We start from the raw sequence: 15,257 nt of genomic DNA on the forward strand, positions 1-15,257 counted from the left end.
TCGCGTCACACCGTCCGTGCATCCATCCGTCCATCGTGGTGGGTGTGACCCGTTATGGCCTGTTCAGTCCTCCTGAGACCGCGTGCGGAGCCGGGCTGAAGCCGTTGTTCCGGGGGCGAGGGCCCGGGGTGTGGAGATGATCTGCATAATCTGCTGGGGTTCGCGAGGGAACGCGGGCCGGTGCAGGACCGCGAGGGGCCCGAGGACCACGAGGGGCCCGAGGGGACGGGAGGGGAGGGGACGCCGCATGGAGCAGCCCGAGAGGGACGGGGGCCGGGACCGGCCCGGTTGCGCCGGACATCCGTGCCCGGAGTGCGGGGCGCCGCGGGCGCCGGACCGCACCCCCTCCTGCGGCTGCGGCGCCCGGGTGTCCGACGCCCTGCACGAGGCCCGTACGGCACAGGCGGCAGCGGCGGAGGACTTCGACCCGCTGCGGATCCGGCCGTACGTGGAGCTGGGCGGTCCGCAGGAGTCGCCCGACGCGGAGGCCGGGCCGGGGACGCCGGGAGACGCGCCGCCGGGGCCGCCGGCGTCGCCCGCGGCCCCGGCGCCACCGGATCCGGACGCCACGATGCCGCTGCGCGCCGTCTCCGCCGCACCGTCCGACGCGGCCTCGGTGCTGTCCGCACCTCTGGTTCCGCCGGAGAACGCGCCCAGCGCCACCGACCTGAGCCTGTTCGAGTCCACGGCGGTGCAGCCCGCCGTGGCGCCGGACCCGGCGGGTGCCGCCGCCGGGCGTCGGCGGCGCGGGCGGCGGGGAGCGCTGCTCGGCACCGCGGGGGCGGTGGTGACCGTGCTGGGGGCGGCCGGATACGCCGGCGGGCTGTTCGCGTACGAGACGCCGTCGCGGGACGGGGCCCTGCCGGAGGAGGTACGGGCGAGCGTGCCCGACGCGGCGACCGGGGCGGCCTCGCAGGTCCCGGCCCCGAGCACCGCCTCCGCCCCGGCCACGCCCGCGGCGCCTTCCCTCTCCGCCTCCGCGTCCCCGAGCGCGAGCGCGAGTGCGTCGTCCACGCCCTCCGCGTCGGCGTCGAGCGCCTCGCCGGCCCCGACCGGGTCCGCCGGACCGACTCCGGACCCGACGACGCCCGCCGCGGGCGACGGACCGGACGGGTCCGACGACCACCGCGGCCGGGACGGCGGCCACCGGGGCGGCCAGGGCCACGGTGACGGCCCCGGCGACGACGACGGCACGGTGCTGCGCCGCGGCGACGACGGACCGGAGGTCGCCGAGCTCCAGCACCGGCTGGCCCAGCTCCGTCTGTACGTGGACGACATCGACGGCCGCTTCGGCCGCCGGGTCGAGGACGCGGTCCGCACCTACCAGTGGGCCCGCGGCGTACGCTCCGACGACCCGGGCGACTACGGCCCGGAGACCCGCCGGCTCCTGGAGGGGGAGACCCGGGAACCGTAGCGACTCCGCGGCAGCTTCTCCGGCGGGCCTCCTCTGCGGCCTCCTCGGCAGCCTGTGGGCTATGTCCTCAGCCGATGTGCAGCCGGATCGTCCCGTCCGCCTCGGGGGCCACCCGCACCTGGGTCAGGTCCCGCACCAGCGCGTCCGGGCCGTGCAGACCCGCCCGCGGGCCGACGCCCACGACGAGCATGCCGGCGGCGCGCGCGGCGGCGATTCCGGCGCCGGAGTCCTCGAAGGCGATGCAGTCGGCCGGTTCGACGCCCAGCTCGGCGGCGCCCTTGAGGAAGCCCTCGGGGTCGGGCTTGCTGGCGCCCACCGACTCGGCGGTGACCCGGACCTCGGGCAGGGCGAGCCCGGCGGCGGCCATGCGGGCGGTGGAGAGCGCGACGTCCGCCGAGGTCACCAGCGCGTGGGGCAGGCCGTGCAGGGCGGCGAGGAACGGCGCGGCACCGGGGATCTCGACGACCCCCTCGGTGTCGGCGGTCTCCTCGGCGAGCATGCGGGCGTTGTCGGCGTGGTTCTGCTCCATCGGCCGGTCGGGCAGCAGCAGAGCCATGGAGGCGTAGCCCTGGCGGCCGTGGACGACCTGCATCACCTCGTCGCCTTCCAGCCCCTGCCGGTCGGCCCAGCGCCGCCAGACGCGCTCGACCGAGGCGTCCGAGTTGACGAGGGTGCCGTCCATGTCGAGCAGGAGGGCGCGGGCGGTGAGAACGGTGGCGGTGGTGGCCGTCATCGGCAGACTCCCAAGGCGCGGGTGCGGGGCACAGGGCTCGGCTCGTAGCCCCGGGCACAAGGCGGCTCCGCCCGCCGGTCAGGGAAAGCGGGCGGGAGCCACTTTGTTCCTTCACGGTACAAAATCCGGCCCGGACCGCGCCAGCGGACCCGGGATCGTTCACGCGACGTTCAGCTCACACCCGGGCGGCCGACGGGAGTCCGCAGCGCCGGTCCTATCCGGCGCGAGTCAGGCCGCCACCGCCTCCCACAGGCTCCAGGCACCGAGTCCCAGCATCAGCAGGGCCGCGATCTGGGTGATCAGCCGGAGCGGCACCCGCTTCATCAGTGCCTTCCCGCCGACGATGCCGAGTCCGGCCACGGTCCACAGCGCCAGCACCGCGCCCAGGCCGACGGAGAGCGGGTCGTCGTAGCGGGCCGCGAGGTTCGCCGTCATGATCTGGGTGAGGTCGCCGAACTCGGCCACCAGGATGAGCATGAAGCCCGCCCCCGAGACCTTCCAGAAGGACTGGTTCTCCGGCCTGCGGACCTCCTCCTCGTCCTCGTCCTTCCTCAGCAGCAGCATCGCCGCCCCGCCCAGGAACAGCACGCCCGTCAGCGCGTGCACGATCTGCTGCGGCAGCAGCGTGAGCACGCTGCCGGCGGCGACGGCGAGCGCGACATGCAGCGCGAACGCGGCGGCGACCCCGGCGAAGACGTAACTCGCCCGATAGCGGGTGCCGAGGACGAGCCCGGCGAGCGCGGTCTTGTCCGGCAGTTCGGCAAGGAAGACGACGCCGAACACAAGAGCGGTCACGGTGAAGCTGATCAAGGGTTCCTCAATCGGTCGGGGCCGCCCCACCGAGAGTGCTGAATCCTGCGACGCGACGCCTCGGCACGGCAGCACAGGGGCACCCGCGCCGGACGGCGCGGGCGGTGCACTGCTTGCCGAAGGTCTCGCCGGCCTGCCTCGCGCACGAGGCCTGCCTCCGGGCGCCGGCTCAGGCGGGCTGAGCAGTATGTCGACGGTCCGGCGAAGGGCTACTCCCCTTCCGCGCCGCCCATCCTACGTGAGCCGCCGGACGACCGGCCGCACCCGGACCCGGCCGCACGCAAGGCCGCCGCACGCAAGGCGGCAGGCGGCAGGCGGCAGACCCGATCGCACGAGAGCCCGGCAACGACGCGAGCCCGGCAACGGCACGGGCCCGGCCCCATCCGCGCACGGTCGAATCGCGCCACAACCCTCGACGCGACATGTACGCGTCATTAGCTTCTTACCGACCGCACACCCGTGCGCAATGCGACGCCGCGAGCATTCCCCCGCTCGCGTCCGAAACCCCACCCCGCAAGGGAGTTCGCATGCCCAAGCTCTACGCGCGTCGACGCCTCGGCATACTCGGCGCGCTCACCGGGATCCTGACCTCCGCCGCGCTCGCGGGCGCCCCCACCGCCTCCGCCGCGCTCCCCACCCCGGTCAGCGCCGCCACCGCCCGCAGCTATCTCGCCACGCTCACCGTCGAGTCGGAGAACCGTTCCGGCTACGACCGTGACCTCTTCCCGCACTGGTCCACCGTCAGCGGCTCCTGCAACACCCGCGAGACGGTCCTCAAGCGCGACGGCCAGAACGTCGTCACCAACTCCTCCTGCGCCGCCGTCAGCGGCAGCTGGTACTCCCCCTACGACGGCGCCACCTGGTACGCCGCCTCCGACGTCGACATCGACCACCTGGTATCTGTACCTGCGACGTTGTGAGTGCGGTGTCGCACAGCTCATAGCGTCAGCGGCATACCGCCGCTGCGCCAACTGATGCACCTGCGAATGGTCACGGCTTCAGAAGCGCCCCATTGCCGCTTTCGGCCCCGCCTCGACCCGGCACTGTTGACTCCAGGATGCACGCCCTGCCCGCTTCGTTCTTGTTCTGCACGTTACGGCCTGTCGGCAGGGTTGGCCGTGGCGGCGGACGAGCCCGGCGAGACGAGTCCTGTCTCATAGGCGAGGACGACGGCCTGGGCCCGGTCGCGCAGGGTCAGTTTGGCGAAGATCCGGGCGACGTGGGTCTTCACCGTCGCCTCACTGAGCGTCAGCTCCTGCGCCAGTTCGGTGTTGGACAGGCCCCGGCCCATGAGTGTCAGCACTTCGCGCTCGCGTGGTGTCAGCACGGCCAGATCCCGGTGGACGGCTGGGGTTGCGGGGCCCGAGCCGGTCCCGGGGGTGCTGAGGGCGAAGCGTTCCACCAGGCGGCGGGTGATCGAGGGTGCGAGCAGGGCGTCACCGGTGTCGACCAGGCGTACGGCGGCGGCCAGGTGCGCGGGGGTGACGTCCTTGAGGAGGAATCCGCTGGCTCCGGCGGCGAGGGCGGCGTAGACGTAGTGGTCGAGGTCGAAGGTGGTCAGCATGATCACCCGGCAGTCCGGGGCCTGTGCGAGTACGCGGCGGGCGGCTTCCAGGCCGTCCATGGCGGGCATCCGGATGTCCATCAGTACGACGTCGGGCCGCAGCCTTCGCACGGCGGCCACGGCCTCGGCGCCGTCGCCGGCCTCGCCCACCACGTCGATGCCGCGGGCGGTCAGGATCAGGCGGAAGCCGGTGCGGACCAGCTCCTGGTCGTCGGCGATCACGACGCGAGGGGCGGGCTCAGTGTGCGTCGTCACGGCCGATCCAGCGGGATCCGGGCGCGGACGCGGTAGCCGCCGCCGAGGCGGCGGCGAGCGTCCAGGTCGCCGCCGTAGAGGGCGACCCGCTCCCGCAGGCCGAGCAGCCCGCGTCCCGTTCCCTCCGCCTGGCCCGGGACCGGCTCTCTACGCGCCGGCCGACTGCCCGACAGGACGCTCGGTCCGCTGTTCAGCACCTCGACTCGCAGGTAGTGGTCCGCGTATCGCACTGTCACCTCGGCTTTCGTCCCCTCCCCGTGTTTGAGGGCATTGGTCAGGGCCTCCTGGATGATCCGGTAGGCGGTGACATCGATCCCGGTCGGCAGCGGGCGCGGCTCGCCCGAGATCCGCGTCTCCACGGGCAGGCCGGCAAAGGCGATCCGGTCGATCAGCGGGCTGAGTCGGCTCAAGCTCGGCTGCGGTGACAGGTCCACACTGTAGGGCTCGTCATCGCCGTTCTGCGCAGGTGCGAGCAGGCCGAGCAGGTGCCGCAGCTCGGTCATCGTGTTCCGCCCGGCGGTCTCGACGGCGCTCATCGCCGCTGCAGCCTCCTCGGGCCTCGTCGCCAGTACCTCGCGGGCTGCCCCGGCCTGGACCACCATGAGGCTCACGTTGTGGCTGACGATGTCGTGAAGCTCGGCGGCGATCCTGGTCCGCTCGGCATCGACCGCGGTCCGCGTCGCGCTCTCGCGCTCCCGCTCCAGCAGCCAGCCGCGCTCCTCGATGGCCGCCTGGTACAGCCGCCGCGCCCGGACCACCGCGACGCACAGACACTCGACGGTGCCAACTGCCGCCGCCAGGGCGATGACCAGCCAGATCGTCCCAGATCCCCACACCGGATCATCTTCGCAGCCGCACGACGCACCCCGCATCAGTCCTCGGATGCAGCTCCGTACATCCCCGGGATGACCTGCGCGGGCGGATACATCCGGGAGGTGACGCCCCGCCCGCGGACTCCGTCATACGTTCGAGCCATGACAACTGATGACGGCAGTGCCCGGCACGTGGTGGTGCGGCTGGACGGCGTGCACAAGGAGTACGGCGACACGAAGGCCCTGGACGGCCTGTCGCTGGAGATCCGGGCGGGCGACGCGGTCGCCGTGATGGGCCCCTCCGGCTGCGGCAAGTCCACCTTGCTCAACATGGTGGCCGGCCTGGACCGGCCGACCTCGGGCACAGTCGAGGTGCAGGGCCACGACGTCGGGAAGCTGAACGAGACCGGCCTGGCGCTGTTCCGGCGGCGGAACGTCGGCATGATCTTCCAGTTCTTCAACCTCATCGACGACCTGCCCGTCCTGGACAACGTGGCGCTGGCCGCACAGCTGACCGGCACTCCGGCCCGGCAGGCGCGCCGCCGTGCCCTTGAGCTCCTGGACGAACTCGGTGTCGCCGAACGCCGGAACAACTATCCCACGACGCTCAGCGGCGGCGAGCGCCAACGGGTTGCTGTGGCCCGGGCCCTGATGAACCGCCCGGCCCTGCTCCTTGCCGATGAGCCGACCGGCGCCCTCGACAGCCGGTCGGGCGAGCAGGTCATGGACCTGCTGATCGACCTCAACCAGATCGGCCAGACCCTGTTGATCGTCACCCACGACCCGCAGCTGGCCACCCGCTGCGCCAGTCGGCTGATCGAAGTCGCCGACGGCCGGGTCGCCCGCGAAAGCACGCTGGAGGCAACCGCGTGAGCGCCGTATGGACAGCCTCACGCGCGGCCGTGAAGCGCCGTCGGCTCCAGAGCTTCGTCATCGGGCTCGTCGTCCTCTGCTCCACCACGGCCGTTCTGCTCGCACTTGCGCTGCTGAGCGCCGCCTCGGGCCCCTTCGACAAGGCCTACGCCGAACAGCGCGGTGCCCATACGGTGGCGACGTTCGACACCACGAAGGTCTCGCAGAAGCAGCTGGCGCGGACCGCCCGGCAGCCCGGGGTGGAGGCCGCGGCCGGACCGTTCGCGCAGGCCGTCGTCGACATCCCCAAGGACTGGCTCTGGACGGCAGGCGGCACCCTCACCGTGGTGGGCCGGGCCGATCCGGCGGGCCCCGTGGACCGGATCGAGCTGCTTGAGGGCCACTGGGCCACCGCGTCCGGCGAGATCGTCGTCAACTGGCCTGTCCAGGGCTCCCCCGGCCCGGAGCTGCTCGGCACCAAGCTGGAGATCCCCGGCGGAGGGACGCTGACCGTCGTCGGATTCGCCGCCAGCATGAGCAAGTCGGCGAGCGCCTGGGTCTCGCCCGAGCAGATGGCGGCACTGCACCCGTCCTCCGCCCAGATGCTCTACCGCTTCACGGACTCCTCGACGGAGGCCCAGCTGAGCGCCGGGCTGGCGCGGGCCACCACGGGACTGCCCGAGGAATCACTGACCGGCGCGCAGACCTACCTCGCCCTCAAGCAGGCATTTTCTGCGCTGGCCGACTCCTATCTCCCGTTCATGACGCTCTTCGGCGTCCTCGGTCTGCTGGTCTCCACCCTGATCGTCGGCAACGTGGTCAGCGGAGCGGTCGTCTCCGGGTACCGGCACATCGGGGTACTCAAGGCCCTGGGCTTCACCCCGAACCAGGTCGTCGCCGTCTACCTGACGATGCTCTCCGTACCGACCGTGGTGGGCTGCGTGCTGGGCGCCCTGCTGGGCAACGTGCTGGCCGGGCCGATCCTCAGGGGTGCGTTCACCGGCATCGATGTGGGCCGGGCCTCGGTCGGCGACATCGGCCCGTGGGCCTCCGTGGTCTGCCTGGTCGGCATGCCCGCCCTCGTCCTGCTGGCCGCGCTGATCCCCGCCCTGCGAGCCCACCGGCTACCCGCTGCTCAGGCGCTCAGTGCGGGCGGCGCGCCGCGGACCGGGCGCGGGCGGCGCGTCCAGCGGGTGCTCGGCGCCACCCGGCTGCCGCGTCCGGTCAGTCTGGGCCTCGGCCAGTCGTTCGCCCGGCCCGCCCGCACGCTGCTGACCATGGCGGCCATCGTGCTCGGGGTCACCACGGCGACTCTGTCGACCGGGCTGACCAGCACCATGGTGGCGTACGGCAACGTCGGGCGGGAGGACGGAGGCGCCCGGATCCACGTGACAACCGGGGGGTCGGGCGACGACCGGACCCCGCCCCGGCTCAGTGACCTGCAGATCGAGGAACGACTGCGGTCCCTGCCGGGTGCGGAGGAGGTACGGGCCCGCGCGCTGTCCCAGGCGAACATGACCGGGCAGACCCAGCCCGTCTTCGCTGACTTCTACCGCGGCGACGATTCCTTGTACGAGCACACCATCGTCAAGGGCCGGGCGCCGGCTGCGGCGGGCGAGATCGTGGCCGGGCCGTCGTTCCTGACCCAGCGCGGGCTGAAGGTCGGTGACCGGGTCGCTCTGGAGCTGAATGGCAGGCAGGTCTCCGCAACCATCGTGGGCCAACTCATCGAGGGCAACGCCCGGGCCTTGGAGGCCAGCTGGCAGACCCTCGCCCAGCTCGCACCGGACGCCCACGCCACCGAGTACACGGTACGGCTCGCCCGCGGTGCCGACGCGCGCGCCTACGCCGAGGCGGTCAAGGCGCTCGACCCAGGCCTGCGCGCGTCAGTGGCGAACTCGGGGAACGCCGGCACCACCACCGTCGTCACCTTCTCGACGGTGTTCACGGTGCTGCTGACCCTCGTCGCGTCGCTCGGCGTTTTCAACACCGTCCTGCTGAACACCCACGAGCGGCGCCGGGATCTGGGCATGCTCAAGTCGATCGGGATGACTCCCCGGCAGGTGGTGGTGATGACAGTGACCTCGGTCGCCGGGTTGGGCGTGGTCGGCGGGCTGCTCGGCATCCCGCTCGGGATCACGGCGCACCGTCTCATCGTGGACAACGTCGGGGTGGTCGACTTCCCTGCGTACATGAAAGACGTGTGGCACGCGCCGCAACTGGCCGCGGTGCTCCTGGCAGGTGTGGCGATCGCAGTCCTCGGCGCACTGGTCCCGGCCCGGTCGGCGGCCCGGATGACCATCGCCTCGGTGCTGCACACCGAATAGATCACCGTCAGTACCAGGCCCTGGACCCGACCGGTGGCAGCCGACGCGCCAGCGGTCGGGTCCCACGCCGGCTCGGCGTGCATTCTGGAAGGTGCGCGGGCCCAGCGCTGCGCGGGCCCAGCGCCGACGCCGACACAGAAGGCGGTTGAGACCTCCGGGGCGTTCGCGGCCGAGTTCGCCGACATCGAGGCAGTGACCGCCCGCTGGTGGGTGATTCAATCGGCTTCGTAGCGGGCCAGGCGCCTGCGCAGGTCGAGGTTCTCGCCCTGCGCGGTTTCGAGAGCCTTGCGGAGCCCCGCCACCTCCTCACGGTGAGCCCGCTGCTGCCGCGCGAGGCGAGCGCTCAGCGCTCTCACCGCGGCCGAGGTCGAGGAGTCGCCCGGCGAATCTGCGGGGGCTGCCGGAGCCGACCCGGCCCTGGCCCGGTGTCGCTCGATCTGGGCGCGCAGTTCCGGGCTCCGGTAGAGGAAGTCCGTGCTCACTCCGGCGTGGCGGGCCACTGCCGTGAAGCTGACAGGTTTGTCCGCCTTGACCAGCTCGGCGAGGGCGGTGCGGGCCCGCTTCTCGGCTTTCTGGGTGCGGGCGCGGGTGGCTTGGCGGAGGTGTTCGGGCAGTGGTGTCATGCGGTCGGCTCCTGCTGTGGGGTGGTGAGCGGTTCGGGGCGGTCGGCCGCGCCTGCCCCGCGAACCGCCCGGAGCTGTCCGTCCTCGTGGACGCTGACCTGGTCCAGGGCGACGAGGACCTTGGCCAGGGCACGGGTCTCGGTGAGGCGGCCGACGAGCCAAATGTTGTCCTCGCCCATCGGCTCGCCGTGGCGGGCGGCGAACTGCGCCTGGCGGCGGGTGATCAGTGCTTCGGTCTGGGCAAGCTGGTGCTGGAGTTCGTCGCGGTGGCTGGCGTCGGTGACGAACTTGTCGCAGGTCAGGCAGGCATTGCCTTTGGAGCAGACCTGCCTGGGCGGCAGCATGCACCAGCCGTTGGGCAGCACGCGGTCGGCGCGCTGGTCCAGGTGGAGGAGGTCGTAGAGGTCGCTCGGGTCCACCTCGGCGGTCCTGCCGTCGGCCGTCACCTTCTTGTAGCGGAGGAACTCGCGCTCGGCCGTAACGGCGAGGGTCTTGGCATAGTGCATGGTCATGGCCGGTGTGACGTGCCCGAGGTAGCGCATGACGACGTGGATCGGGACCCCGGCGTTGATCAGGTCGGTCGCGCGGGTGTGCCTGAAGGTGTGGGTCTTGGAGATCTTGACGGGGCGGCCGACGCTGTCGTTGATCGCCAGCTTTTTGGTCAGCGTGCCGAGTCGGCTGTGGAAGGTCGCCGAGGCGTAGGGCCTCTTGCCGATCGGGTTGTTCTTGGTCTGCAGGAAGAGATAGCGCGGGTTCGTTCCCGCCGGGGCGCCTTGGGCGGTGATGAACTCGCGGGCCCACTGCTGCTGGCGGCGGACGATGTCGACGATCTCCTGGTCGACCGGGATCGTCGACGGATCACCGCCGGTGATCTTCGTCTGCTGATAGGCGAGGCGGGCCACGAAGCCGTCCGGATCCTTGCCCTCCTGCCCGCCTGCCGTCAGGAGCGGCAGCAGCGGTTCAAAGTCCATCATCAGGACCTCGTTCATGCGTCGGCCGGTCCGGATCAGCAGCATGAGCGCATGGAAGGCCTGCCGGTCGTCGAGCCCGCCTTCCGGCTTGGGGTCCGCGAGCACTCCGGAGCCGGCGGCGATCTCGCTGATCACCTGGTCCTCCAGGGCCATGTCGTCCGGGAGCTGGTTGATGAGCCGCGGCTTGTCCTCCAGTCGGAACAGCACGCAGTGGTGCATGCCGAGCCCGCCCCAGCGGCGGTCACCGAGCACTCTGACGGCCTCGTCGCGGTTGTCGTACATCCAGCGGTAGAAGGCTTCGACGGTCACCAACGGACCCCGCCGACTGTTCTTCGCGAGCCTGCCGCCCTTGTTCGCCCCGGTCATTGCCGTGTGGTTGTTGAGCAGGTCGACGAATCCCCGTAGCCAGGTCCGCAGCTTCTCCGGGGTGTCCACGAGGTGCGGACCGGCGCATCCCGCCTGATCGATGTACCACTGGAACCACTTCAGATGGTCGAGGCGGCTCTTCACCGATGACCACACATACCGTTCCGTCGACAACTGCACCGACAGCCACCACTTCGCGGCCTCCCGGAACCAGTCCGTCGTCAGCTGGCTGAAGTTCGCGACCGCCCTGCCGTACGGTTCGTGCTCCCTCTGCGGAATGCGCCGATCCAGCGCCGGATTCCATACGTTCAGGCGCCACCACTCACCGTCGTGATAGGCGTGCGCGAGACGGTCCTGGAGATGTTTCAGGCCGTTCTCGACGAACACCGGCAGGTGGGAATTGACCGAGGCGTTCGCGCGCATCAAGGCCCCGCGGACCTCCCGCCCCCACTCCTCGTGGGTCAGAGCCGTGAGCGAGCGCGCCGCTCGCGCGGCCGGGCCCCCGTGCTCGACCGCAAGGACGAGCCCACGGCGCAGTTCTCCCATGCGCCCCGTGTTGATGCCGTATCCGTCGGCGACCTGCTGGTGCACACACCAGGCCAGCTCCCAGAGCATCGGCTCAGGCAGCCCTCGCAGGCTCAGGGACTGCGTGAACCAGCCACGCTCCTTGTTGATCGTCCGCTTGCTGAACGCGGAAAGGTAGTCCGCGGGCATGTTGGCGGCATCGAAGTGATCTTGCCGATGCTCCTCCGGCAGACTCTCCCAGAGCCGCCTCGCACGCTCCACGCTGAACAGCTCAGCGATCGGCAGCCGTGGGTCGCGCTTGTCCCGCCGGTTCCGTTCCCGCACCCGTGGTGCTGTGTCCCGCTGCTGCGGCAGGGCCGTGGTCTCGGCCGGATCAGGAATCATGGCTGTTCCCCCATGCCTGCGTGATCTTCTGCCAGTCGGCACACGCCCTCAGTTCGGCATCGTCCGTGACATGGGCGTACGTGTTGATCGTGGTCTGGATGTCCGCGTGCCCGAGCCTTCGGCTCACCACATGCATCGGCACGCCGGCCAGCAGCAGCGCGGTGGCGTGTGTGTGGCGGTACCAGTGCGGTGTCATGTCCGGCGGCAGGCCGGGTACGTCCTTCTTCCGCGCGGCCAGGTGCTTGTAGACGCTCTCCGCCCTGAGCGGCGCGAACCGGCGTCCGCGATGCAGGTTGCAGAAGATGTACGCGTCGTCCCAGTCGTCCAGCTCGACGTCGGCGCCGGCCTCGCACAGCGCCCAGACCCAGTCCCCGTACAGACGGTCCAGGGCGGAGCCGACGAAGACACGACGGTGGCCGCTCTTGGCCCGCAGACCGTGCGGGTGGTCCTCGCGATGGACGACCTCGACCTGCGCGGTCGTACCCGTGCCGGTCTTCCAGTCGCGGTGCCGCAGGCCGAGCGCCTCGCCGAGCCGCACCCCGGTCTCCTCCAGCAGGGTCCACAGCAGGCGGTACCGCAGCTCACCCGACCACACCGTGCCCGCCGCGTCCCAGGTCGCCTCCGCTTCACGGATCGCGGCCATCTGAGCGGGCAGCAACACCGGCGTCGGTTTCGCCCGCACCCGGACCTTGACCACGCTCGAACGCCGCCCGGTCCTGCGCGCCACATGCTCCAGGAACGGCAGATAACTTCCCGGCCCGGCCCGCACCGTCTCGTACAGCCGACCCGCGACCTCGACACCGCGTGCGGCGTGATAGCGGTAGAAGCCCATGACCGCGCGGGCCCGGCTCGCCACAGTGGCGTCGGCCGCCCTCGCCCGCTCGTGGAGCGCCACGACGTCCTCCGCCACGTCTCCGCGACGCAGTTGACCCACGAACGTGCCGAGTTCAGTGACCCCGATGGCGTCCCACGCCTGTGCCCGCCGTTCCAGGAAGGTCCACCACAGTGCGAGCCCTCGAGCGTAGCTTTTGACGGTGTTGGGCGAGCAGTCCCTCGATCTCAGGTACTCCAGATACTGCTCGACCGGCTCTGCGACGCGGTAGTCATCGCCGAGGACCGTCCACGTCACGTCCTCGCCCGTGACCACCCGCTGCGTACTCGCCACCGCGCCCCCTCTGTCATCGCTGTCAGCGGCAACTCACCGCTGCACCGGATAACGCACCGCTCACAGAGAGGACACGGGCCACATCATCTAGTTCACAGATGTCAGCGGCGTCTTTCTAGAGGTACGGATAACACCTGGTCCCGCTCGCCGAGGCCTGGGACTCCGGCGCCGGCGACTGGTCCACCTCCCAGCGCCGGACCTTCGCCAACGACCGGACCCGCCCGCAGCTCCTCGCCGTCACCGACAACGTCAACCAGTCCAAGGGCGACAGGGACCCGGCCGACTGGATGCCGCCCCGCTCCGCCTACCGGTGCACCTATGTGCGGGCCTGGGTGCAGGTGAAGTACTACTACGACCTGTCCGTCGACTCCGCCGAGAAGTCCGCACTGCAGAACCACCTCGCGAGCTGCTGACCCGCCTCCCGGAACCGTCCGGCTCCTCCGTCGCCCCGGAACCCCACGGGACGACGGAGGAAGGGACCGCCCTGGCGGTTCGCCGCACAGAGCACTGGCGTGCGAGCCGCGCGCTCGCTCCCACGTCTCCCAGCACCTGCCGCAGTGTCCCGGCGAACTCTTCTGGCTGCCCGACGAAGCCGCCGTGGTCCCCGCGAAACTCGATCGGCACCTGCTCACGCAGGCACCCTGCGAACGCGGTGCCGCCGACCCGCTCCGCGCCCACCCGGCCGACCCGGCGCGGAACCTCCCCGCCGGCCTCCGTCGTTCCGTACCGTACGGGGCGACGGAGGAGGGGAAGGCCATGGCCGGACTGCGTCTGGGACCGCTGCTCAGATACGCCGACGGTTCGTCCGCGACCGTCTGGGTCGAGGCGAGCCGTCCCTGCACCGCCGAGGTGCGCTGCACCGACGGTGCCGGGGGCAGCGCCCGCACCTTCCAGGTCGCCGGCCACCACTACGCGCTGGTCCCGGTGAGCGGCCTGACCCCGGGGACCACGGCGGCCTACGAAGTGCTGCTGGACGGCGCCCGGGTGTGGCCGCTGCCCGGCTCCCGCCTCCCGGCGTCCGTGATCCGCAGCCCGGGCCCGGACGACGGGGTGCGGGTCGCCTTCGGCTCCTGCCGCTGGGCCGCCGCGCCGCCGGGCGAGGAGGACCCGGTGGGCCCGGACGCCCTGGGCACCCTGGCCGCCCGGATCGCGGCCGACCCGGACGGCGAGCGGCCCGACGTCCTGCTGCTCCTCGGCGACCAGGTGTACGCCGACGAGACCTCCGACGGCACCCGCCGCTGGCTGGCCGCCCGCCGCGATCTGCGCGACCCACCGGGCACCGAGGTCGCGGACTACGAGGAGTACACCCGGCTCTACTACGAGTCCTGGCTCGCCCCCGAGGTCCGCTGGCTGCTGTCGACCGTGCCCAGCTGCATGATCTTCGACGACCACGACGTCATCGACGACTGGAACACCTCCGCCTCCTGGGTCGCCGACATGCGGGCCACCGACTGGTGGCGCGAGCGGCTGCTGAGCGGCCTGATGTCGTACTGGGCGTACCAGCACCTGGGCAATCTCTCCCCGGCCGAGCTGGCCGCCGATCCGCTTCTCACCGCCGTCCGGGCCACCCCCGACGGCACCGACGCGCTGCGTGCCTTCGCCGCGAAGGCCGACGCCGATCCGGGCGCCGTCCGCTGGAGCTACCGGCGTGACTTCGGCCGGGTGCGGCTGCTGATGGTGGACACCCGGGCGGCCCGGGTGCTGGACGAGGAGCGGCGGGCGATGCTCGACCCCGATGAGGCCGCCTGGCTGCGCGAGCAGATGCTCGACACCCCGGGCTCCTGCGACCACCTTCTCGTCGGCTCCTCCCTGCCCTGGCTGCTCCCGCATCTGGTGCACGATGTGGAGGGCTGGAACGCCGCGCTGTGCCGGGGCGAGCGCGGCGCGCGCTGGGCCCGGTTCGGGGAGCGGCTGCGGCGCGCCGCCGATCTGGAGCACTGGTCCGCCTTCCGGTCCTCCTTCGACGCCCTGGCCGGTCTGCTCGCCGAGACCGGCACGGGGCCGCAGGCGCCCGCGACGGTGTGTGTGCTGTCGGGGGACGTGCACCACGCCTATGTGGCGGAGCCCTCCTGGGCGGACCGGGCGCCGGACGCGCGGGTGGTCCAGCTGACCTGCTCGCCCGTCCACAACTCGGTGCCGCTGTCGATCCGCCTGGGCTTCCGCTTCGGCTGGAGCGCCGCGGCCCGGGCCCTCGGCCGCGCCTTCGCCCGGCACGGGCGGCTGGGGCGGTCGGCGGTGCGCTGGCGCAGGACCGGCGGGCCCTGGTTCGGCAACCAGCTCATGACGCTCACCCTGCGCGGGCGCTCGGCCCGGCTGCGGCTGGAGCGCGCCCGGCCGGGCGGCCGGGCCGGCGACGGGGCGGCGTCGGTGCTGCGGACGGTCGTGGAGACCGACCTGGCGCCCTGAGCGGAGCGGGTGCGGACCCGGGAGCCGAATGTTGAACTTGCAAGCATTGG

General features: G+C 71.8%; 11 protein-coding genes and 2 pseudogenes. 6 read left to right on the forward strand and 7 right to left on the reverse strand.

What is annotated here, in order from left to right:
- Nucleotides 1-247: 247 nt before the first annotated feature.
- Entirely contained in the window at nt 248-1,414 is a 1,167-nt protein-coding gene (locus V5O46_RS02050; RefSeq protein WP_332882606.1) for a peptidoglycan-binding domain-containing protein, read from the forward strand.
- A 67-nt stretch (nt 1,415-1,481) separates the two neighbouring features.
- Here V5O46_RS02050 and V5O46_RS02055 read toward each other — a convergent pair whose 3' ends face one another.
- Together V5O46_RS02055 and V5O46_RS02060 are read right to left on the reverse strand one after the other, a co-directional pair.
- The gene (locus V5O46_RS02055) at nt 1,482-2,147 is read right to left on the reverse strand and encodes an HAD-IA family hydrolase (RefSeq protein ID WP_332882607.1); all 666 of its coding nucleotides are present in this window, start codon (nt 2,145-2,147) and stop codon (nt 1,482-1,484) included.
- A 228-nt stretch (nt 2,148-2,375) separates the two neighbouring features.
- Nucleotides 2,376-2,957, reverse strand: coding sequence for a TMEM165/GDT1 family protein (locus tag V5O46_RS02060; RefSeq protein WP_332882608.1), 582 nt, complete (start codon nt 2,955-2,957; stop codon nt 2,376-2,378).
- 527 nt (nt 2,958-3,484) lie between these two features.
- Here V5O46_RS02060 and V5O46_RS02065 point away from each other — a divergent pair.
- Nucleotides 3,485-3,856: pseudogene (locus tag V5O46_RS02065) on the forward strand (hypothetical protein); the annotation flags it as partial.
- A gap of 194 nt (nt 3,857-4,050) precedes the next feature.
- Here the strand turns inward: V5O46_RS02065 and V5O46_RS02070 are convergent.
- Both V5O46_RS02070 and V5O46_RS02075 read right to left on the reverse strand, forming a co-directional pair.
- The gene (locus tag V5O46_RS02070; protein ID WP_332882609.1) at nt 4,051-4,776 is read right to left on the reverse strand and encodes a response regulator transcription factor; all 726 of its coding nucleotides are present in this window, start codon (nt 4,774-4,776) and stop codon (nt 4,051-4,053) included.
- Nucleotides 4,773-5,612 (reverse strand): sensor histidine kinase, encoded by an 840-nt coding sequence (locus tag V5O46_RS02075; protein WP_332882610.1) that lies wholly within the window; start codon nt 5,610-5,612, stop codon nt 4,773-4,775. Before V5O46_RS02075 ends, V5O46_RS02070 begins: the two co-directional genes overlap by 4 nt.
- A 138-nt stretch (nt 5,613-5,750) precedes the next feature.
- Between V5O46_RS02075 and V5O46_RS02080 the strand changes: the two genes are divergently transcribed.
- A complete protein-coding gene (locus V5O46_RS02080) occupies nt 5,751-6,461 on the forward strand; it encodes an ABC transporter ATP-binding protein (protein ID WP_332882611.1) in 711 nt (236 codons plus the stop codon).
- A complete protein-coding gene (locus V5O46_RS02085; RefSeq protein ID WP_332882612.1) occupies nt 6,458-8,767 on the forward strand; it encodes an FtsX-like permease family protein in 2,310 nt (769 codons plus the stop codon). The genes V5O46_RS02080 and V5O46_RS02085 overlap by 4 nt, the downstream gene beginning before the upstream one ends.
- 215 nt (nt 8,768-8,982) lie before the next feature.
- Here the strand turns inward: V5O46_RS02085 and V5O46_RS02090 are convergent, their stop codons facing one another.
- The 3 genes from V5O46_RS02090 to V5O46_RS02100 are packed head-to-tail and all read right to left on the reverse strand — an operon-like array spanning nt 8,983 to nt 12,801.
- The gene (locus tag V5O46_RS02090; RefSeq protein WP_332882613.1) at nt 8,983-9,390 is read right to left on the reverse strand and encodes a DUF6262 family protein; all 408 of its coding nucleotides are present in this window, start codon (nt 9,388-9,390) and stop codon (nt 8,983-8,985) included.
- Nucleotides 9,387-11,636: a tyrosine-type recombinase/integrase gene (locus V5O46_RS02095; protein ID WP_332882614.1), complete on the reverse strand. Its 2,250-nt coding sequence runs from the start codon at nt 11,634-11,636 to the stop codon at nt 9,387-9,389. The genes V5O46_RS02090 and V5O46_RS02095 overlap by 4 nt, the downstream gene beginning before the upstream one ends.
- On the reverse strand, nt 11,626-12,801 hold the full coding sequence (locus V5O46_RS02100; protein ID WP_332882615.1) for a tyrosine-type recombinase/integrase: 1,176 nt from the start codon (nt 12,799-12,801) through the stop codon (nt 11,626-11,628). The genes V5O46_RS02095 and V5O46_RS02100 overlap by 11 nt, the downstream gene beginning before the upstream one ends.
- A 131-nt stretch (nt 12,802-12,932) precedes the next feature.
- Here V5O46_RS02100 and V5O46_RS02105 point away from each other — a divergent pair.
- Both V5O46_RS02105 and V5O46_RS02110 read left to right on the forward strand, forming a co-directional pair.
- Nucleotides 12,933-13,214: pseudogene (locus V5O46_RS02105) on the forward strand (HNH endonuclease family protein); the annotation flags it as partial.
- A gap of 343 nt (nt 13,215-13,557) precedes the next feature.
- On the forward strand, nt 13,558-15,207 hold the full coding sequence (locus V5O46_RS02110) for an alkaline phosphatase D family protein (RefSeq protein WP_332882616.1): 1,650 nt from the start codon (nt 13,558-13,560) through the stop codon (nt 15,205-15,207).
- Nucleotides 15,208-15,257: the final 50 nt, after the last annotated feature.

It is taken from the genome of Streptomyces poriticola (assembly GCF_036689765.1).
GTDB lineage: Bacteria > Actinomycetota > Actinomycetes > Streptomycetales > Streptomycetaceae > Streptomyces > Streptomyces poriticola.